Raw genomic sequence first — 17,957 nt, 5'->3', positions numbered from 1 at the left:
ATAAGAATACAAACAACCCCTCTACAAAGTCATGTAGAGGGGTTGTTTTGCGTTCATTATTGGTTTGTTGTTTGTTGTGTGGTTTGCTCAGATTTTTCTTTGAATGTATTTTCAAGTTCTTTATCTTTTACTTTCACATCAGCATCTTTCACCAATTTGTTTAAGATCGTTTGAATTTCATTGTTATCTGCTTGTTTTTGATCAAGCAGTTCTTTTTTCAAGTCTGCTTTCATGTCATCGTATTTACCGCGTTCTTCGGTCTTTTTAATGATATGGTAACCAAATTGAGATTTTACTGGTTTGCTGATTTCATTTACTTTTAGTTTGAAGGCAGCTTTACTGAAGTTCTCATCCATTTGGCCATCTTTTGCGAACCAGCCTACATCGCCGCCTTGTGCTGCTGAAGCAGTGTCAGTTGAATATTCAGATACAAGGTCATCCCATTTTTCGCCTTTATCTAATTTCTTTTCTACTTCATCTGCTGTTTTCTTGTCAGCAACTAAAATGTGGCTTGCGCGGATTTTCCCTTTTAGGTCATCGTAATACGCTTTTACTTCTTTGTCAGTGATTTTGATGTTAGCTTTGGCAGCCTTTTGAGTCAGCAGCTCATATTTTACTTGATCTTTGATGTAATCTTTTCCGAATTCATCTTGAAGTTGTTTTAAACGATCTTCACCAAGTGTCTTTTTATATTCTTCCAATTTCTTATCAATTTCTTTATCTGATACTTTGTATTTGTCAGCAAGAACCTTTTGTTGAACAAGTAGGTTTAAAGCATCTCCACCTGCTTGTTTCTTAAGTGTTGTGTAAAGCTCTTCTTTTGTGACATCTCCTGATTTTGTGGTTGCGATCACTTCTTTGTCACCGCTACTGCATGCGCCAAGAGTTAAAACACTTACTGCTGTTACAGCTGCTAAAGCCATTTTTTTCATTCAAAAAACACTCCTAATCTTTCCAATTTATTTATCATTGCTTGTATCATAACATATTGTGACATGCTGTAAAAAGAAATGCAAATGGGAGGGCATTCGTCTAGTCAAATTTTTGCGACCAACATACACATATATTGATCACAAAAAGGAGGCTGAATTATATGGGAGCAGGATATTCTAATGGGTTTGCTTTATTGGTCGTGCTATTCATTTTGCTGATCATCGTTGGTGCAGCATATCTTTATTAATTAAATCGCTGTGACAGAAAGGAGCCGTCCTGCCATGCGTGCGGGCGGTTCTTTTTTAAAACGATGACAAGTGCCTAAACGTTTTAAAATTTTCTGCATACACTGAGCTTAGAACAGAGGAAGAACTGGCAGGAGGTGTTTTCACATGGGAGGAGAAGTCTTTGCTGGCGGTTTTGCACTAGTCGTCGTATTATTTATCTTATTGATCATTATCGGTGCATCTTGGATTTGCTAATAGATCATCATACACAAAAAGCTGCCATCAAACAGGCAGCTTTTGCTTTGATCTTAAATAGATATGGTAATTTCAACAAATGATGAGATCAGTAAGATCAGTATCGATACATTGATAAAGCGAAACACCTTATCTTGCCGTTCTTCAGGAATCTCTCTGACAAGGCATAATGTATTAGTAAGCCTGTTTATTGAATACACAATAAACGCGGCAAAGACGATGAAGTAAAATAAAACTATCGGAGATCCCCCCTCTCTATGCTATTCCCATACTACATTACCAAATTTTTTATGAAAAAGATAGAAGTTGGCTTTAAAAACCTCATGATGAGGAAGTTGGGTCAACTAAAATATCAAACTCGTCTTGGGCTTGATCAATGATGCATGATTTTGGCGCTTTTAGCAGTTTCCAAGCAAATAAAAAGTCAGGCAAACAATAGCCTGCATGAATACTTGCGATCATGATAAAATAGTGTGCGTACATTGGAAATGCCATTCCTAAAACAAAGTAAACAGGTGAGATGACACAAAACGGGCTGAGCAGTGAGAAAAGCATCACTCTCTTAGGCACGCGCTGCCAGCAATTTCGTTTAAATAACGTCATTTTTTTCTTATGTTTCATGACTGGGATCAAGTGAACCACGCGGTGGACAAGCAATGTCGCAAGTAAAAGCACGATAAAAAGCGGTGCATTGTGACTGCTGAGTCTCGTTTCAGGATGAGTCAGTTGAAAACATAAAAATGCCATAATGAAAAAAAATACAGTCAGACATATGGCTGAAATCATCATTCTCGTATAACCATAATCCTTTTCAAGATTAATGGTCTTCCAACAATTCATTTTTCATCCTTCCAATCTCGAAAAAAACTAATTGAATATCTCAAGATAATTTACTCTTCCTGAGGATAAAAATCAATGGTTTTCAAGAAAAAAAATAAATTGTTACATTCATATGGAATAAAGAGAGGAAACTTTGGGTTTTTCAAGAAAAAAAGACATAAGAGGGAGGTTCGTCTCTTTCGTCAATGAGTAATTTCGGCTAAAATAGAGTGACTAAGAGAAAGAGGGAACGTACATGAGTATTGAGGAACGAATGAGCCAGCTCGAATATTATATGGAACTGTTACTGACGGCGACAGATATGAGCCGTTATCCATATTATGCGCTATTGATCCGGCAGCGTGTATCGAAAGAAGAGGCAAAGGACATTGAGCGTATTTGTGCTGAGCTCTCAGATGAAATGGACAAGCAAAAAGCACAAGGCTACGTCATGTTCGACGATCTCCTTGCGCTGTTTGCGGGACAGTTAATTGAAAAGTTGGATGTTCATGAGACGATTTTTGCTTTGCATGATCAAGGGCTGTTTCAGCCGTTAATGAATGAATTTATAAAGATCATTAAACAATTTGATTTGCTTTAGCCGCTTTTTCCTCCGCTGAGTCTTCAAGTTCTTCAGGCTTTTTCGTGACTTTCCCACGTTCATTCAAAAAGTCCTTCTCAATGTTTGAAAACGATTTCTCAAAAATCTCCATGAAATCCTCACCATAAATGTTTCGGATAATACACATCATTTCTAAAATTTCAGGGAACTTTCCGTAAATGTCATGAAGCGGCTGTGCGCCTTTGACAATACCAGTTCGGGCCGGGTCGTAATCTTCGAGTAGTTTATGGAATGTCTCTTCGCCTTTTGGCGTTAGTTCAATATACGTATTGCGTTTATCGTTTAACTTTTTAGAAAATTTTAAAAATCCTCTTTCCTCTAATTTTTTAGAGAAGTTAAACGCCGTTGATACATGCATGACGCCAAACTTTGCAATTTCTGATATTGAAGCTCCTTTTAATTGATACGCAATCCACAAAATATGATGTTCATTAATATTTAGGTTATACGGTTTGATCCACTGCTGCCAGTCCTTTTCAATGGATTTCCAAAGAGCTTTGCTCAATTGGGCCATTCTTTGACTGAATAAAAGTGCTTCTTTTACATCGAAAGGCTGTTCCGAATGATTCATCCATTTCACCTACTTCTCTTTTTCTTGTAATTCTATTATGCCAATAAAATAAAGATTAATAAAGCTGAAAATTCAAGAATTTTTAAAAGTCATGAAAAACATTGACAAAATAACCTTTTTTCAACAAAAAAAGTGCGGGATACGCACCCCGCACACTTTTGTAAACGAATATTTTTTTGTGAGTATATTAGTTTTGTAAGGTTTTCTCCAGTTGTTTGAGCTTTTCCTCAATTTCCTGAATTTCCTTTTGTAAGTCCTGCTGATGAGGTTTGATTTCCTCGCGCCATTGCTGAATGGATGTTTGCAATTCAGTCCCGACCTCTTTAATGACCTCAGCACTTTCTTTTGCGGTTTCAACAATCTGCTCTTTTAAAGCTTGTCCATCTCTTTTTAATCTTGTCAGCGTATCTTCGAATTTGTCATAGCCGTCTTTCATCTTTCCGCGTACATCTCTGCCAGAAGAGGGAGTCGTCAGGAGCACTGCCGCACCTCCGAGGAGACCGCCTACAAATAATCCTGTTAATAAAGAACGTCCACTAGCCATTCCAATCACCTCTAGTCAAATTTTACACATTCGCATGTTCTCTCTGAGCTGACGATCAGCTTCATTGAACTTCCATACATAGCTTGCTTTATTTTAGCATACTTTTGAAGAAAAGGGAGGGGAGAAGGGTGTCTGTCTTTCTGTTCGTTTTTACGTGTATGTGTGTGATTTTCGCAGGTGGTTCCATTCATTATGTAAGGCAGCTTGGGTATGCAGGGTCTTATCCGCCAAAACATGTATTAAGACAAAAAGCAATTGTGTGTGCGGCAGGTGCAGGGATTTCGCTCTCCATTTTGCTGCTTACCCTTTTTCTTTTATAGAAGCATGAAAAAAACCTCTTCATCCAATGAAGAGGTTCAGTTATTCGTTAAGCGACTTCAATCATTCTTGCACGCTTTAATATCGACTGAGCAATCGGGAAGACAAATACCATAGCTATCGTATTTATCACAGTTGCTGGTAGGACAACACCTACAAGAAGTGCTGGTAACGCAGCCGGCAGTCCAGTAATCAGTAAAGCGGCAGATAAGAAAATCACGCCCGATACGACGGTCCCAACAGCGGTGAGTACAGCGGTCAGAACGACTTTGTTCTTGATCTTCTGGCAAGATAAGAAAAGGGCTAAGAAGATCAAGGCTGTCACCGGTTTATCAATCATATTGGGAATTTGTCCGCCTGGAAAACCTGTTGTCAAAGCGGAAATGACCCCAGTGACTAGGGCGATCACAACGACATGCTGTACCTTCGGAAAAAGGATGATGCTTAAAAACATCATAACCAGCATCATATCAGGTTTCATTCCGAAAAAGATGGGCGGGAAAATCGTATGCAAAACAGCTCCCATTGCTGCAAGCAATGACATAATCACTAATTCTTTTGTTTTCATTTCTATGCTCTCCTCTGCTAAGCTCTTAGAACTCTCCAATAATATGGCTGATCATTTATTGCAAGAGTCATGACTTTATATTTCTCGTTATTATAACAAATTTATTTCACGATAGAAAAGCCTTTTTACTCATTTTCTTGCTGGAACTTTTTCATAAAGTCCGCAAGCCTTTGGCAGTCTTCTATAGAGACAGCGTTGTAAATCGAGGCTCTGCATCCGCCAACAGAACGGTGGCCGGCGAGTCCAACCATTTGTTCTTGTTTTGCTTTCTCCACAAAGGATGCAGTGAGTGCATCATCACGCAGGGTAAACGTGACATTCATATGTGAACGGCTGTCAGCACGTGCATGTCCTTTGTAAAAACCGCCGCTTTGATCAATCGTATCATACAGAAGCGCTGCTTTTTGTTCATTCCGTTTTTCTGCTGCTTCTACGCCGCCCGCCTGTTTCACATGCTCCAGGACAAGGGACAGCATATAAATCGCAAAAGTCGGTGGTGTGTGATAAAGAGAATTGGCTTTGGCATGTGTTGAATATTTTAAAATTTTAGGTGTGCCGCTTTTTTCTTTCTCTAATAAACGTTTGCGCGCGATCACAATCGTGATACCAGAAGGCCCTAGATTTTTTTGTGCCCCGGCATAAATCAAATCAAATGAAGACACGTCTATTTTTTTGCTGAGAATATCACTGGACATGTCGGCAATAAGCGGGAGTGACGTGTTCGGGAACGTTTTCCACTGAGTACCGAAAATGGTATTGTTCGATGTGATGTGCAAGTAAGCACCGTCAGTTAAAACGGAAGCATCTACATCTGGAATATACGAATAGTTGTCGTCTTCACTTGAGGCAAACACTGATGTTTCACCAAACCCTTTTGCTTCTGACAAGGCTTTCTCTGACCAAGCACCTGTTTGGATGAAATGAGCCGTTTCGCCTTCATGTAAGAAGTTCATCGGAATCATTGCAAATTGAAGACTTGCCCCGCCTTGTAAAAAGAGGACCTCATAATCTTCTGGAATGTCCATCAATTCTACCAAGAGTGCTTTCGCTTTATTGTGGACTTCTTCATACTCACCGCTGCGATGAGAAAGTTCCATCACAGACATCCCGGTTTGTTTAAAATCAACAAGTTCTTCCTGTGCTTTTTGAAGCACTTCTAGCGGCAGCGCCGCCGGACCAGCATTAAAATTCGTCGTTCGCTTCATCACAATCTCTCCCTATTTCTCGCGTTAATGGATCAAAAGATAAAACCATCCTATCACAAATTTGAAGCATTTGGACAAAAAATTTGAATCGTCCTAAATATCTTACGATTCAGAGGATAAGCACAGAAAAGAAGTGAAAAAAAGAAAAACCTCATCAATTAAGATGAGGTAAGGCGCGTATGGATGGCAGAAGAAATGTCTTTTAAATCCTCTGATGTATATTGATCTTGATGAGATTTCCATACGGCACCAAAGCCGTCGCCTTTGCCATAACGTGGAATGATGTGCATATGGTAATGGAACACAGATTGCCCGGCTTTTTCACCGTTGTTGTTCAGAAGGTTTAAACCAATTGGTTCAAATTCTTGTTTGATGGCTCTAGCGATTTTTGGAATCGCTTGGAAGTAATGATTAGACACTTCTGGTGTCATGTCATAAATGTTTTCTTTATGTATTTTCGGGATTACAAGGGTATGTCCTTTTGTTACTTGGCTGATATCAAGAAAAGCCAATACATGCTCGTCTTCATATACTTTTGCACATGGAATGTCTCCATCAATGATCTTGCAAAAAATGCAGTCGCTCACGCCATGTCACTCCTCATTATTTTTCCTTTATCGTATCACAAAAAGAAGCAAAAAAGAAAACAGGACAAGCGAACTCCTTTGGTCGCTCATCCTGCTCCTGCAGAAGAAATGCTGATGCTTTCATTTGATATGCCTTTTGAATTCTCTATTTACTGAAATAAAGAATTCATATGCCTGCTATTTCTGCCGTAAACACCTCATTTGACGTTTTGGTTCGTCATATACATATTTGTATAGGACACAAAAATCAAGAATCAGTGAAGCAAAACAGAAGCTAAGGTTTTTAGATGAAAAACCAATTTGTCATGCGGTTATTGCCTTTAACAAACACCTCATTTACGTATTGGTCATCAAGTTCATTTCTTCTACATACATTATGATGACCAGTATGCCGATGTTTTATTCATGAGTTGTCTATAGGTAAACATTTCAAATTGTCTTTCGTTTTTGGTACTATAAAGGAAAAAAGAAAGAAAGGAACGAACTGATGTCCCTTCTAACTGTAAAAGATGTAACGGGTGGATATACAAAGAATCCCGTTCTGAAAAATATTTCATTTGAATTAGAAAGAAACCAAATCGTTGGTCTCATTGGCTTAAACGGGGCGGGAAAAAGTACAACCATTCGTCATATTATTGGATTAATGAAACCTCATAAAGGGGTCATTGAGCTGAACGGACGAACCCTTCAAGAAGATCAAGAGGCGTATCGTTCACAATTTACGTTTATTCCAGAGACACCTGTCTTATATGAAGAATTAACGTTAAAAGAGCATTTAGAGCTGACAGCGATGGCTTACGGCCTTTCAAAAGAACAATTAGAAGAACGTCTGCCGTCTTTGCTGAAGGAATTCCGAATGGAGAAGCGATTGAAATGGTTCCCTGCTCATTTTTCTAAAGGGATGAAGCAGAAGGTGATGATTATGTGTGCGTTTCTTGTGGAGCCAGAGTTGTATATTATCGATGAGCCGTTTTTAGGGCTTGATCCGCTTGCGATCAACGCACTATTAGAACGTATGAATGCGGCGAAACAAAATGGCGCAAGTGTTCTGATGTCAACGCATATTTTAGCCACAGCGGAACGTTATTGTGATTCCTTTATTATTTTGCATGAAGGGGAAATTAGAGCGAAAGGAACACTGACAGAACTAAGAGAGCAGTTCAACATGAGAGATGCGACACTCGATGATCTTTATTTGGAATTAACAAAGGAAGAAAGCTATGAGTAAAACAACGCAAACCATTTGGAAATCACGATTAGAAGAACACGTACAAGAAACAAGAAAATATTTAAAATATATGTTCAACGATCATCTTGTGATTGTGCTCATTTTTTTCCTTGCAGGCGGGGCGAGCTGGTACAGTAATTGGCTGAAGCATATTCCAGCTCACTTCCCATCCTATTGGGTCATGGCAGTTGTTTTCTCATTGGTACTGACTAGTTCTTACGTGCGAACGTTGATCAAAGAGGCAGATCTTGTGTTTATGCTTCCTTTGGAAGCTAAGATGGACCCTTATTTAAAACAAGCGTTTAACTTTAGCTTCATTTCTCAGTTATTTCCTTTGATTGCCGTGTCCATTATTGCACTTCCGCTATATTCGGCTGTCTCCTCAGGCGATCTGATGCTATATGTGCTCATTTTGGCGCAAATGATCTTAATAAAAGGTCTGAATACAGCGATTCAATGGAGAATCACTTATTTTCAAGGGAAACATGTCAGATGGATTGATGCAGTGATTCGTTTTCTGCTCAATACAATGTTAATGTATACCGTTTTACAAGCAGCTTATGCCATTGCCATTGTTTTTTATCTTTTATATGCTGTCTATCTCATTTATCTAACAAATGCAGTAAAAAAACAGCCCTTTCAATGGGAATTGCATATTTCTGATGAGCTAAAACGAAAACAGCGTTTTTACCGCTTGGCAAACTTATTTACGGATGTCCCTCATTTAAAGAAACAAGTGAAAAGAAGGGCGTATATGGACTGGGTCTTGCAGTTTGTCCCTTATGAACAGCGTAAAGCTTTTTCTTATATGTATGTGAGGGCGTTTTTACGTTCAAATGACTATTTTGGTCTTGTGTTTAGGTTAACGGTCGTGTTTGTGCTCATCCTCTTGTATACAGGTGCAGCAGGCTGGGTGGGGGCATTACTTGTCTTGTTTACAGTCTTTATCACAGGTGTACAGCTTGTCCCGTTAACAAAGCACTTTGCTCATCTGTCGTTACAGGCACTTTATCCTGTGTCTCAGCAAGAAAAAGATCGAAGCTTTTTTGTTCTCGTACGAAATGTACTCATCATCCAGTCAATTGTACTGAGCTCCGCCGTTTTCCCAGCAGGTGGATGGAAGGGAAGCGGACTTGCTCTTCTCATTTCATTGGTATTTGTGCTTGTCCTATTCAAGCCTTACGTACAAAGCAGATTAAAAAAGATGAGATAAGCGGAGATTTGTTTTTTACAGCGAGCGTATGATGTCACCAAGGAGGGTACTGGGATGAATGCAGCTGAACGGGAACTGTATGAAGAGGCCATTTTTTTCAAATGCGTTTTTTAAGAAAACCATCCAAGATCGAGCGGTTTTCAAAAGGCGTTCAGCAGCAAGTGAATCGTCGAATCCCTGCTCGATTTCATCAAGTCATCACAAGTGCGGTGAAAACAATGGTTGAATCCACCGTATCAGGAAGCCATTTTTCTTCATTTACAGTCATTGATGAACAATTGTCTATTGTAGAGCGAAATGAGCTGGCAAAGGAAAAGGTGACATATTATCAAAAGGCCGCTGCGATTGAAGGAATTGGCACAGGTGCGGGTGGATTGTTTCTCGGAATGGCGGATTTCCCTCTCCTTTTGAGTATTAAAATGAAATGTCTATATGAGCTTGCTTGTATATATGGATTTGATTTGTCTCAAAAAGAGGAAAGGCTCTTTTTGCTTTGTATTTTTCAACTCGCCTTTTCAAGCAGTGCACACCGTCAAAAAATGATGAAACTCATTGAAGAATGGGAAACAACCCGGGAAGAAATGGATTGGTATAGCTTTCAGCAGGAATATCGAGATTATATTGACCTTGTGAAGCTGTTTCAATTAATGCCTGTGGTCGGTGCCGCTGTTGGTGGGGTGGCAAATCATCAGCTGACAGGACAGCTTGGTGAAGTCGCACGCCATGTGTTTCACTTGAGAGTGTTGAAAGAATCGAAATAGAAAAGCCGCTGGTGGCAGCGGCTTTTTTTTATTCATCGTAGGAAAGGACGGCATGAGCGAGTACCTTTGCTGCGACAGGCATTGCGTTTTCGTTAATATCAAATTTCGGATGGTGATGTGGATACACATCTTGGCTGTTTTCTGGCATAGCGCCTGTGTAGAAGAAAGTACCAGGAACATGCTGAAGGTAGTAAGCAAAGTCTTCTCCGCCCATTTGAGTTTCGGCTTCTTTTACTTCTGTGACTCCTTCTGTCTGTTTGGCTATTTCTGCTATATATTCAGTTGGTGCAGGGTGATTTTTGACTGCAGGATATCCTCTTACATATTCATAAGTATAAGAGGCATCGTGCATGTGGCAGACACCTTTCACCACCTGTTCAATTTCACGTTCAATGATATGGCGTGCACTCTCTTCAAAGGAACGTGCAGTACCTGTTAGCACGGCCGAATCTGCAATGACGTTAAAGGCATTTTCAGCGACAAATCCCCCTACAGATACCACCGCAGAATCAATCGGGTTGACTTTACGGGCCACGACCTGCTGAAGATTGGCTACAATTTGTGAACCGATGAGTACGGCATCTTTCGTCAGGTGCGGCTGTGCGCCATGTCCGCCTTTACCTTGCACTTGAATAGAGAAACGATCGGCCGCTGCCATAAAGTTCCCGCTTTTATAAAGAACAGTGCCGCATGGCTCTGAGGACCAAAGGTGGGTGCCGAAAATGACGTCAACACCGTCTAAACAGCCATCTTCAATCATTGGTTTCGCACCGCCGGGGGCATATTCTTCAGCGTGTTGATGAATGAGGACGATTTTTCCTTTTAATTGATCTCGGTGCTCATGTAAGATCTTCGCTAAGACGAGAAGTGTTGCTGTGTGGCCATCGTGACCGCATGCGTGCATGACGCCAGGTTTTGTTGAACGGTAAGGTACATCCTTTTCATCATGAATGGGAAGTGCATCAAAATCAGCTCTCAGTGCAATGGTCGGTCCAGGGGAAGCTCCTTCAATAAAAGCGAGTACACCATGTCCGCCTACATGTGTGCGTGTTGGGATATGTAATCTGTCATAATATTGAGCGATGTAAGCAGCGGTTTCCTCTTCCTGAAAAGAAAGTTCTGGATTCATATGGAGATGGCGTCTAATTTCAACCATTTCCTCATAATGTTCATCAAGACGTTCATTGATCCTTTTGTGTAAAGTGGATACTGTCATTGATCCGAAAACCTCCTTTAGGCTCTTTTACTGATTGTATGGTAATTGTTAGAATCTTTCAACAGAAGAGGATGTCGAGAATGACAGAAAAGGTCATTTTACATAAAAGTCGAAGGTTAAGTATGAAGCTTGAAAAAGGGGGAGTGGCATTGGGAAGCTGTCCAAATTGTTCAAAAGCATTTTCTTTCGTCGAAAAATTTCATTTATCTCATACGAGAATGATGCTTTGTCCAAGCTGCCGGCATCAAATCAAAGAAACGTTCGTTTCGAAGATGAGCTTTTTGATGATTTGTTTGATTCCACTGTTGGTACTACTTATTCAGATGAAAGGTGCTTCACCTATGCTCAAATGGCCAATCTTATTAGGGTGGATCTTGCTGAATTTTTATGTACTTCAGCCAATCATTCATCGGTACGAGCTTAGAGATAAGCGTTGAAAGCCCAGCAGAAGGGCTTTTTTTTATGAAAAAAAGAAGTGCGAAAAGCAGCACTTCCTTAATGGTCTATGACGGCATGATAGGATGTCAGATAGGCAGGACGAGAGAAGATGGAGCCAGTATCCTCGTGTGGCTGAAAGAATGCTTCTGACTCTTGAAAGTCTTGAAATAAGTCTTCAGATTCCCAAAGGGTCAATATCAAGTACACTTCTTCATCCTTTTTTGGTCTTAACACACGAAGCGCCTGAAAGCCGCGCTGGTGCTCTGACATGTTTGTTTTTTTCTGAAAGGTGGATTCAAAAAGTGCTCTGCTTTCGAGCTTTACAGGGATATGATTCAGCGTGACAAAGCCAGATTGGACGAGCTCACCTTTTGTATAAATCACATCATAGGCATGGGGTGCTTTAAAGACTGTCTCACCCTCCGTTTCATGAAAAAGAGCCGCTTGTTCCTTACCGACCGTATAAAGCAGATTTTCAAGATGATGTTTTTTTGCGATTTTTTGCAAAAAGTCTGCTGTTCCATATGTAATATAGAAATTCATCTAAACCGCCTCCTGCTTGATAGTATAACAAAAGAATGATATATAATTCTTTGGTAGTCAATCCATAAAACATATTATGAAGCAATACATCCCATACTATCCGTATAAAGGAATGAGGTGACCTAATTTGAAGAAAAAGAAGATAATCATTCCATTAGTCATTGCAGGAAGTACAATCGTGCTTTCATTTATTGGCTATCTGACCATTTTATTTTTAGGACATTATGTCATAGATGAGAAGAAGCTCGTTTTTCACGCTTCCTCGAAAATCATTGATCAGAATGGAAAAGAACTCACAAGCATGTATTCAGAAAATCGGGACCCTGTGTCATTAAAAGAGGTCCCAGATAAAGTGGCGAAAGCTTTTGTTGCTGTAGAGGACAAGCGCTTTTATGAGCACCACGGAATTGATGCACAATCGATTTCAAGGGCGGTTTATCGAGATATATTAGCAGGTGGAAAGGTAGAAGGCGGCAGTACCATCACCCAGCAGCTCGCCAAAAATATCTTTCTCACAAATGATAAAACGTTTCTTCGAAAAACAAAAGAAGTCATTATTGCGATCAATTTAGAAAGAGATTATTCAAAGGACAAGCTGCTTGAAATGTATTTGAATCAGCTTTACTTTGGTCATGGCGTCTATGGGATCCAAGCAGCAGCCAATTACTATTTTAGTAAAGATGTAAAAGATCTCACTGTCAGTGAAGGAGCTACACTTGCTGCCATGCCAAAGGCACCTTCAACGTATTCCCCTGTTCTACACCCAGATAAAAATAAACAAAGACGGGATACCATCCTGAATTTAATGAATGAACAAGGATATTTGTCTTCTACAGAAACAGTTGAAGCAAAAGGAAGAACACTTGGTATTCATTTAAAAAAGAAATCAGAAACCCCTTGGGTGGACAGTTATGTAGATCTCATGATTAAAGAAGCAGAATCACAGTATTCGATTTCGCATGAACAATTGCTTCAAGGCGGCTATACCATTACGGTACCAATCGATATGAATTTGCAAAAAGTTGCCTATGATGCAATGAAAAACAATCGTTATTTCCCGGGAAAAAGCGGGTCACCTGAAGGAAGCGCTGTGTTTATTGACAACGCATCTGGTGGTGTAAAAGCAGCAATAGGCGGACGAGAATATCAGGCAAGAGGCTATAACAGAGTCACAGCTGTTAGACAGCCTGGTTCTGTCTTTAAGCCGATCGCAGTATATGGTCCAGCGATGCAGGAGAAAAAATTCAGACCGTATTCACTGCTTGAGGACAAGGAAAAAAGCTATGACGGCTATTCTCCAAAGAACTACGATGGACAGTACGAGGGCAGGGTCACGATGGTAGAGGCTCTCATGAAAAGTAAAAATACATCTGCCGTATGGACGTTAAGCCAGCTTGGCATCGATACGTCTAAATCCTATCTTGAGAAAATGGGGATGGATATTTCGGATAAAGGACTTGCCATAGCGCTTGGTGGTCTAGAAAAAGGGGTTTCTCCATTGCAGATAGCTGGAGCATTTCATACATTTGCAAATGAAGGCGTCTATAAAAAGCCGTTCTTCATTCAGAAAATCACGAATGATGATGGAGAAACCGTTGAAAAAAATCGAAACAAAGAAGAACGAGTATTTAGCGTACAAAATGCTTGGAATATGACAAGAATGCTTCAACAGGTCGTCAAAGGCGGAACCGCTCAGAGCGGATCATACGCTGGAGATTTGGCTGGTAAAACAGGGACAACTACGTATTCCGGTGTCAAAGGGGCAACGAAAGATGCTTGGTTTGCTGGCTACACGTCTAGTACAACAGGGGCAATCTGGATGGGGTATGACAAAACGGATAACAGTCATTATTTAACTGGCGGCAGTCAGTATCCAGTGCAGTTAATGAAAGAGATTTTAACGACAGCCCAAATAACCAATGAAACATTCCAAAAACCAGAGGGAATTAAAGAACTTCAATCGCCAATCCATTTAGAAGGACTGTCAGGCTTTGAAGCACGTTATGCATTTAAAATCAAAGGGCTCTTTACATTGGAGCTGTCATGGGATGAACAGGAAGACAAACGCGTTGAATATCGTATTTATGAAAAGAGGAATGGAAGCGAGACCCTGATCGATTCTGTAACAGGAACAAACAGCTACACAATGCCGTATGCAAATGTGTTTTCAGATGCGCAGTATAAGGTTGTTCCATACAATACTCAAACACAAGAAGAAGGCGAAGGCAGTGCTTATATCAAGCCAGAGGCTTTTGGACGTTAATATTCGGCGATTTTTTGAACATTGAGCCGCTTTAGTATACCGAGCCTTGAAAAAGCGGTATAGTAAAAGCAGTGTTTGAGCCTTATACAAAGAGAGTGTGAGGCGAAAGGTGGAATGAAAGGTAATGGGAAAAACGAAGGCTTTTAATGACACGTTCTTAAAGGCGTGCAAAGGGGAAAAAACAGACCATGTACCGGTTTGGTATATGAGACAGGCAGGACGCTCGCAGCCTGAATATCGTGCCCTTAAAGAAAAATACGGGCTATTTGAAATTACGCATCAGCCAGAGCTATGTGCTTACGTAACAAGACTTCCTGTAGAACAATATGGTGTAGATGCCGCTATTTTATATAAAGATATTATGACTCCGCTTCCAGCTATTGGAGTGGATGTTGAAATTAAAAATGGAATTGGACCAGTGATTGACTCGCCTATTCGGACAAAGGCAGATATCCAGCGTCTTGGAGAGCTTCATCCTGAAGAAGACCTGCCGTATGTGCTTGATACGATCAAGCTGTTAACAGAGGAGCAGTTGAATGTTCCGCTGATTGGTTTCGCAGGTGCACCTTTTACGATGGCAAGCTATATGATCGAAGGCGGTCCATCTAAAAATTATCATAAAACAAAGGCGCTCATGTACAGTGAGCCAGAGACATGGATGCTTTTGATGAATAAATTAGCCGATATGACGATCACATACATACGCGCTCAGGTAAAAGCAGGCGTTCGAGCATTTCAAATCTTCGACTCTTGGGTTGGCGCTTTAAATGCAGCAGATTACCGGACCTTCATTAAGCCTGTCATGCAGCGTATTTTCACAGAGCTGAAGTCTGAAAACGTACCAATGATTATGTATGGTGTCGGTGCGAGCCATCTGGCCAAAGATTGGCATGACTTGCCGCTTGATGTCGTTGGACTGGATTGGCGTATGAGTATAGACGAAGCGCGAAAAGAAGGCTTAACAAAAACGTTACAAGGAAACCTTGATCCAACGATTTTACTTTCTCCTTGGGAAGTGATTGAAGAAAGAGCAAAAGCGATTTTAGATCAAGGGATGAAATCAGATCAATTCATCTTTAACTTAGGTCACGGGGTATTTCCTGATGTCTCACCAGACACGTTAAAGAAGCTGACAGATTTTATTCACGATTATTCAGCTAAACATAAAAAGACATCCATCTAAATGATTTCAAATGATCTGAAGGAGTGTTGGTTGTGGAGAAAAAGAAAATGGGGCTACTTGTCATGGCATATGGCACCCCATATAAAGAAGAAGACATTGAACGTTACTATACACATATCCGTAGAGGCAGAAAGCCAGAGCCGGAGATGCTGCAAGATTTAAAGGACCGCTACAAGGCAATTGGCGGCATTTCTCCTTTATCAAAAATTACAGAACAGCAGGCAAATGGTTTGTGTGAACATTTGAATGAGATCCAAGACGAGATTGAATTTCATGTATACATTGGGTTAAAACATATTGAGCCTTTCATTGAAGATGCAGTCGCTGACATGCACCGAGATGGCATCACAGAAGCGGTGAGTATTGTCCTTGCACCGCACTTCTCCACATTTAGTGTGAAATCGTATAACAAACGTGCACAAGATGAAGCAGAAAAGCTTGGCCATCTGAACATTACTTCTGTTGAAAGCTGGTACGATGAACCGAAGTTTGTGGACTATTGGGTGAAACAAGTGAAAGAGACGTATGCATCTATGAGTCAGGAAGAAAGAGATTCAGCAGTGCTGATTGTGTCTGCACACAGTCTTCCTGAAAAAATTATTGCAGCTGGGGACCCATACCCTGATCAGCTTGCACAATCTGCAAAAATGATTGCTGAAGGTGCAGGAATTGAGCATTATGAAATTGGCTGGCAAAGTGAAGGCAATACGCCTGATCCGTGGCTTGGACCAGACGTGCAGGATCTCACGCGTGACCTATTTGAGCAAAAAGGCTATAAAACATTTGTATACGTGCCTGTTGGATTTGTCGCTGATCACCTTGAAGTGTTATACGACAATGATTATGAATGTAAAGTCGTCACGGATGAAATTGGTGCAGCTTACTATCGTCCAGAAATGCCAAATGCGAAACCAGCATTTATTGATGCACTGGCAACAGTCGTATTAAAGAAGCTTAATGAAAGCAAGTAATCATATAAAAGAAGGCGATCCTATGCATGACAATCAAAAACACCTTGTCATCATTGGCGGTGGCATCACGGGTTTGGCCGCCGCCTTCTATTTGGAAAAGGAAATTGAAGAAAAAGGTCTTCCTCTCCAAATATCTCTTATTGAAGCGAGTCCTAGGCTAGGTGGAAAAATTCAAACATTATATAAAGACGGTTATATCATTGAACGTGGACCCGATTCATTTTTAGAAAGAAAGGTCAGTGGACCCCAGCTAGCAAAAGATGTTGGCCTATCTGATCAGCTCGTCAATAATGAAACAGGGCAAGCGTATGTATTAGTCAATGAAACCCTTCATCCGATGCCAAAGGGGGCTGTCATGGGCATTCCAACTCAAATCAGTCCTTTCATTACAACTGGGCTTTTTTCAGTTGCCGGAAAAGCACGTGCAGCGATGGATTTCGTTTTGCCAAAAAGCAAACAGACAGAAGATCAGTCTCTGGGGGAATTTTTTAGAAGACGTGTGGGTGATGAAGTGGTGGAGAATTTAATTGAACCGCTACTATCAGGCATTTATGCTGGTGACATTGATCGCCTGAGCTTAATGTCTACCTTCCCGCAGTTCTATCAAACAGAACAGAAGCATCGCAGTTTGATTCTTGGGATGAAAAAATCACAGCAGCATGCAAAAGCGCAACAAGTGACAGCGAAAAAGCAAGGACAGTTCCAGACAATCAATCAAGGGCTGCAAGCACTTGTTGAAGCGGTCGAAAGTAAACTCAAGCTGACGAAGGTTTACAAAGGAACAAAAGTGACCCAGATCGAAAAAGCCGATGGAGGCTATGGCATTCAATTAGACAGCGGACAAACGCTTTTTGCGGATTCTGCCATTGTGACAACTCCTCACCAATCGATCTATTCCATGTTTCCAAAAGAAGCAGGGCTTGAGTACTTGCATGACATGACATCGACTTCTGTTGCAACAGTTGCACTCGGTTTTAAAGAAGAGGATGTTCACAATGAATATGATGGTACTGGTTTTGTCATCTCAAGAAATAGTGATTTCTCCATTACAGCATGTACGTGGACAAATAAGAAATGGCCTCACACTGCACCTAAAGGAAAAACATTGCTCCGTGCATACGTTGGGAAAGCTGGCGATGAATCAATTGTCGAACAGTCTGATCATCAAATCGTGAGCATCGTGCTGGAGGATTTGAAGAAAATCATGGATATTAAAGCAGATCCAGAGCTGACGACAGTGACTCGCTGGAAAACAAGCATGCCGCAATATCATGTGGGTCATCAAAAACAGATTTCGACGATGCGAGAAACGTTTAAGCAATCATATCCTGGTATTTATATCACGGGTGCTGCATTTGAAGGTGTTGGGATTCCTGATTGTATTGATCAAGGAAAAGCTGCCATCTCAGAAGCTGTATCTTATCTATTTTCATAAAAAACAAACTCCCTTTTCTGTCATGGAAAGGGAGTTTTTCATGTTCGTATGTTTAGA

General features: G+C 40.6%; 22 protein-coding genes. 12 read left to right on the top strand and 10 right to left on the bottom strand.

The window, feature by feature from the left end:
• Positions 1-56: 56 nt before the first annotated feature.
• Complete coding sequence (locus M2369_RS15310) at positions 57-932, bottom strand: peptidylprolyl isomerase (RefSeq protein ID WP_007497153.1); 876 nt, start codon at positions 930-932, stop codon at positions 57-59.
• A gap of 161 nt (positions 933-1,093) precedes the next feature.
• Here M2369_RS15310 and M2369_RS15305 point away from each other — a divergent pair, with 161 nt between their 5' ends.
• Together M2369_RS15305 and M2369_RS15300 are read left to right on the top strand one after the other, a co-directional pair.
• Positions 1,094-1,180 carry a YjcZ family sporulation protein gene (locus M2369_RS15305; protein WP_008361129.1) on the top strand — a complete coding sequence of 29 codons (87 nt, stop codon included), beginning with the start codon at positions 1,094-1,096 and terminating at the stop codon, positions 1,178-1,180.
• A 145-nt stretch (positions 1,181-1,325) separates the two neighbouring features.
• The gene (locus M2369_RS15300) at positions 1,326-1,415 is read left to right on the top strand and encodes a YjcZ family sporulation protein (RefSeq protein ID WP_017360317.1); all 90 of its coding nucleotides are present in this window, start codon (positions 1,326-1,328) and stop codon (positions 1,413-1,415) included.
• Between the two features lie 53 nt (positions 1,416-1,468).
• Here the strand turns inward: M2369_RS15300 and M2369_RS15295 are convergent, their stop codons facing one another.
• Entirely contained in the window at positions 1,469-1,654 is a 186-nt protein-coding gene (locus tag M2369_RS15295) for a hypothetical protein (RefSeq protein WP_072368131.1), read from the bottom strand.
• 82 nt (positions 1,655-1,736) lie between these two features.
• Positions 1,737-2,255, bottom strand: a complete 519-nt coding sequence (locus M2369_RS15290) for a DUF3267 domain-containing protein (protein ID WP_008348895.1) — start codon at positions 2,253-2,255, stop codon at positions 1,737-1,739.
• A gap of 235 nt (positions 2,256-2,490) precedes the next feature.
• On the opposite strand from M2369_RS15290, the gene M2369_RS15285 reads away from it, so the two are divergent.
• Positions 2,491-2,835 (top strand): YhaI family protein, encoded by a 345-nt coding sequence (locus tag M2369_RS15285; protein WP_007497157.1) that lies wholly within the window; start codon positions 2,491-2,493, stop codon positions 2,833-2,835.
• On the opposite strand, the gene M2369_RS15280 is transcribed toward M2369_RS15285, so the two are convergent.
• Complete coding sequence (locus tag M2369_RS15280) at positions 2,813-3,427, bottom strand: HTH-type transcriptional regulator Hpr (protein WP_008348891.1); 615 nt, start codon at positions 3,425-3,427, stop codon at positions 2,813-2,815. The genes M2369_RS15285 and M2369_RS15280 overlap by 23 nt on opposite strands.
• Before the next feature lie 187 nt (positions 3,428-3,614).
• The gene (locus M2369_RS15275; protein ID WP_007497160.1) at positions 3,615-3,971 is read right to left on the bottom strand and encodes a YtxH domain-containing protein; all 357 of its coding nucleotides are present in this window, start codon (positions 3,969-3,971) and stop codon (positions 3,615-3,617) included.
• A 128-nt stretch (positions 3,972-4,099) separates the two neighbouring features.
• On the opposite strand from M2369_RS15275, the gene yhzF reads away from it, so the two are divergent.
• The gene (yhzF, locus tag M2369_RS15270; protein WP_008348888.1) at positions 4,100-4,291 is read left to right on the top strand and encodes a membrane protein YhzF; all 192 of its coding nucleotides are present in this window, start codon (positions 4,100-4,102) and stop codon (positions 4,289-4,291) included.
• 47 nt (positions 4,292-4,338) lie between these two features.
• On the opposite strand, the gene M2369_RS15265 is transcribed toward yhzF, so the two are convergent.
• The 3 genes from M2369_RS15265 to M2369_RS15255 all read right to left on the bottom strand — a co-directional run bounded on the left by M2369_RS15265 (position 4,339) and on the right by M2369_RS15255 (position 6,649).
• Positions 4,339-4,857, bottom strand: coding sequence for a tryptophan transporter (locus M2369_RS15265; protein ID WP_259254823.1), 519 nt, complete (start codon positions 4,855-4,857; stop codon positions 4,339-4,341).
• Positions 4,858-4,982: 125 nt separating this feature from the next.
• A complete protein-coding gene (gene serC, locus M2369_RS15260; protein ID WP_259254821.1) occupies positions 4,983-6,062 on the bottom strand; it encodes a 3-phosphoserine/phosphohydroxythreonine transaminase in 1,080 nt (359 codons plus the stop codon).
• A 158-nt stretch (positions 6,063-6,220) separates the two neighbouring features.
• Positions 6,221-6,649 (bottom strand): HIT family protein, encoded by a 429-nt coding sequence (locus M2369_RS15255; protein ID WP_008348883.1) that lies wholly within the window; start codon positions 6,647-6,649, stop codon positions 6,221-6,223.
• A gap of 487 nt (positions 6,650-7,136) precedes the next feature.
• On the opposite strand from M2369_RS15255, the gene M2369_RS15250 reads away from it, so the two are divergent.
• The 3 genes from M2369_RS15250 (at position 7,137) to M2369_RS15240 (ending at position 9,851) form a co-directional block, all read left to right on the top strand.
• On the top strand, positions 7,137-7,877 hold the full coding sequence (locus tag M2369_RS15250; protein WP_008348877.1) for an ABC transporter ATP-binding protein: 741 nt from the start codon (positions 7,137-7,139) through the stop codon (positions 7,875-7,877).
• Positions 7,870-9,090, top strand: coding sequence for an ABC transporter permease (locus tag M2369_RS15245; protein WP_007497169.1), 1,221 nt, complete (start codon positions 7,870-7,872; stop codon positions 9,088-9,090). Before M2369_RS15250 ends, M2369_RS15245 begins: the two co-directional genes overlap by 8 nt.
• A gap of 101 nt (positions 9,091-9,191) precedes the next feature.
• Positions 9,192-9,851, top strand: a complete 660-nt coding sequence (locus M2369_RS15240; RefSeq protein WP_396126117.1) for an EcsC family protein — start codon at positions 9,192-9,194, stop codon at positions 9,849-9,851.
• Positions 9,852-9,879: 28 nt separating this feature from the next.
• Here M2369_RS15240 and M2369_RS15235 read toward each other — a convergent pair whose 3' ends face one another.
• Positions 9,880-11,067, bottom strand: a complete 1,188-nt coding sequence (locus tag M2369_RS15235; RefSeq protein WP_008348870.1) for a M20 family metallopeptidase — start codon at positions 11,065-11,067, stop codon at positions 9,880-9,882.
• Positions 11,068-11,210: 143 nt separating this feature from the next.
• Here M2369_RS15235 and M2369_RS15230 point away from each other — a divergent pair, with 143 nt between their 5' ends.
• Positions 11,211-11,504, top strand: a complete 294-nt coding sequence (locus M2369_RS15230; RefSeq protein WP_224562986.1) for a hypothetical protein — start codon at positions 11,211-11,213, stop codon at positions 11,502-11,504.
• Between the two features lie 58 nt (positions 11,505-11,562).
• Here the strand turns inward: M2369_RS15230 and M2369_RS15225 are convergent, their stop codons facing one another.
• Positions 11,563-12,048: an antibiotic biosynthesis monooxygenase family protein gene (locus M2369_RS15225; protein WP_007497177.1), complete on the bottom strand. Its 486-nt coding sequence runs from the start codon at positions 12,046-12,048 to the stop codon at positions 11,563-11,565.
• A 127-nt stretch (positions 12,049-12,175) separates the two neighbouring features.
• Between M2369_RS15225 and M2369_RS15220 the strand changes: the two genes are divergently transcribed.
• The 4 genes from M2369_RS15220 (at position 12,176) to hemY (ending at position 17,900) form a co-directional block, all read left to right on the top strand.
• Positions 12,176-14,311, top strand: a complete 2,136-nt coding sequence (locus M2369_RS15220; RefSeq protein ID WP_259254816.1) for a transglycosylase domain-containing protein — start codon at positions 12,176-12,178, stop codon at positions 14,309-14,311.
• Between the two features lie 124 nt (positions 14,312-14,435).
• Positions 14,436-15,494 carry a uroporphyrinogen decarboxylase gene (gene hemE, locus M2369_RS15215; protein ID WP_007497181.1) on the top strand — a complete coding sequence of 353 codons (1,059 nt, stop codon included), beginning with the start codon at positions 14,436-14,438 and terminating at the stop codon, positions 15,492-15,494.
• Between the two features lie 32 nt (positions 15,495-15,526).
• Positions 15,527-16,465 (top strand): ferrochelatase, encoded by a 939-nt coding sequence (gene hemH / locus M2369_RS15210; RefSeq protein ID WP_100325422.1) that lies wholly within the window; start codon positions 15,527-15,529, stop codon positions 16,463-16,465.
• 22 nt (positions 16,466-16,487) lie between these two features.
• Positions 16,488-17,900: a protoporphyrinogen oxidase gene (hemY, locus tag M2369_RS15205; RefSeq protein WP_113767263.1), complete on the top strand. Its 1,413-nt coding sequence runs from the start codon at positions 16,488-16,490 to the stop codon at positions 17,898-17,900.
• The last annotated feature ends 57 nt before the right edge of the window (positions 17,901-17,957 follow it).

The organism is Bacillus sp. JUb11, assembly GCF_024807925.1.
GTDB lineage: Bacteria > Bacillota > Bacilli > Bacillales > Bacillaceae > Bacillus > Bacillus altitudinis.
Note: the sequence above shows the minus strand (reverse complement) of the source record. Positions and strands in the feature narration are given on the sequence as shown.

What these genes read in the sequence shown, in the direction of transcription:
- M2369_RS15235 (WP_008348870.1), bottom strand. Translation starts at nt 11,067, where the DNA reads ATGACAGTATCCACTTTACACAAAAGGATCAATGAACGTCTTGATGAA.
- M2369_RS15300 (WP_017360317.1), top strand. Translation starts at nt 1,326, where the DNA reads ATGGGAGGAGAAGTCTTTGCTGGCGGTTTTGCACTAGTCGTCGTATTA.
- hemY (WP_113767263.1), top strand. Translation starts at nt 16,488, where the DNA reads ATGCATGACAATCAAAAACACCTTGTCATCATTGGCGGTGGCATCACG.
- M2369_RS15305 (WP_008361129.1), top strand. Translation starts at nt 1,094, where the DNA reads ATGGGAGCAGGATATTCTAATGGGTTTGCTTTATTGGTCGTGCTATTC.
- hemE (WP_007497181.1), top strand. Translation starts at nt 14,436, where the DNA reads ATGGGAAAAACGAAGGCTTTTAATGACACGTTCTTAAAGGCGTGCAAA.
- serC (WP_259254821.1), bottom strand. Translation starts at nt 6,062, where the DNA reads ATGAAGCGAACGACGAATTTTAATGCTGGTCCGGCGGCGCTGCCGCTA.
- M2369_RS15240 (WP_396126117.1), top strand. Translation starts at nt 9,192, where the DNA reads ATGCGTTTTTTAAGAAAACCATCCAAGATCGAGCGGTTTTCAAAAGGC.
- M2369_RS15275 (WP_007497160.1), bottom strand. Translation starts at nt 3,971, where the DNA reads ATGGCTAGTGGACGTTCTTTATTAACAGGATTATTTGTAGGCGGTCTC.
- M2369_RS15245 (WP_007497169.1), top strand. Translation starts at nt 7,870, where the DNA reads ATGAGTAAAACAACGCAAACCATTTGGAAATCACGATTAGAAGAACAC.
- M2369_RS15310 (WP_007497153.1), bottom strand. Translation starts at nt 932, where the DNA reads ATGAAAAAAATGGCTTTAGCAGCTGTAACAGCAGTAAGTGTTTTAACT.
- M2369_RS15280 (WP_008348891.1), bottom strand. Translation starts at nt 3,427, where the DNA reads ATGAATCATTCGGAACAGCCTTTCGATGTAAAAGAAGCACTTTTATTC.
- M2369_RS15250 (WP_008348877.1), top strand. Translation starts at nt 7,137, where the DNA reads ATGTCCCTTCTAACTGTAAAAGATGTAACGGGTGGATATACAAAGAAT.
- M2369_RS15225 (WP_007497177.1), bottom strand. Translation starts at nt 12,048, where the DNA reads ATGAATTTCTATATTACATATGGAACAGCAGACTTTTTGCAAAAAATC.
- M2369_RS15290 (WP_008348895.1), bottom strand. Translation starts at nt 2,255, where the DNA reads ATGAATTGTTGGAAGACCATTAATCTTGAAAAGGATTATGGTTATACG.
- M2369_RS15265 (WP_259254823.1), bottom strand. Translation starts at nt 4,857, where the DNA reads ATGAAAACAAAAGAATTAGTGATTATGTCATTGCTTGCAGCAATGGGA.
- M2369_RS15285 (WP_007497157.1), top strand. Translation starts at nt 2,491, where the DNA reads ATGAGTATTGAGGAACGAATGAGCCAGCTCGAATATTATATGGAACTG.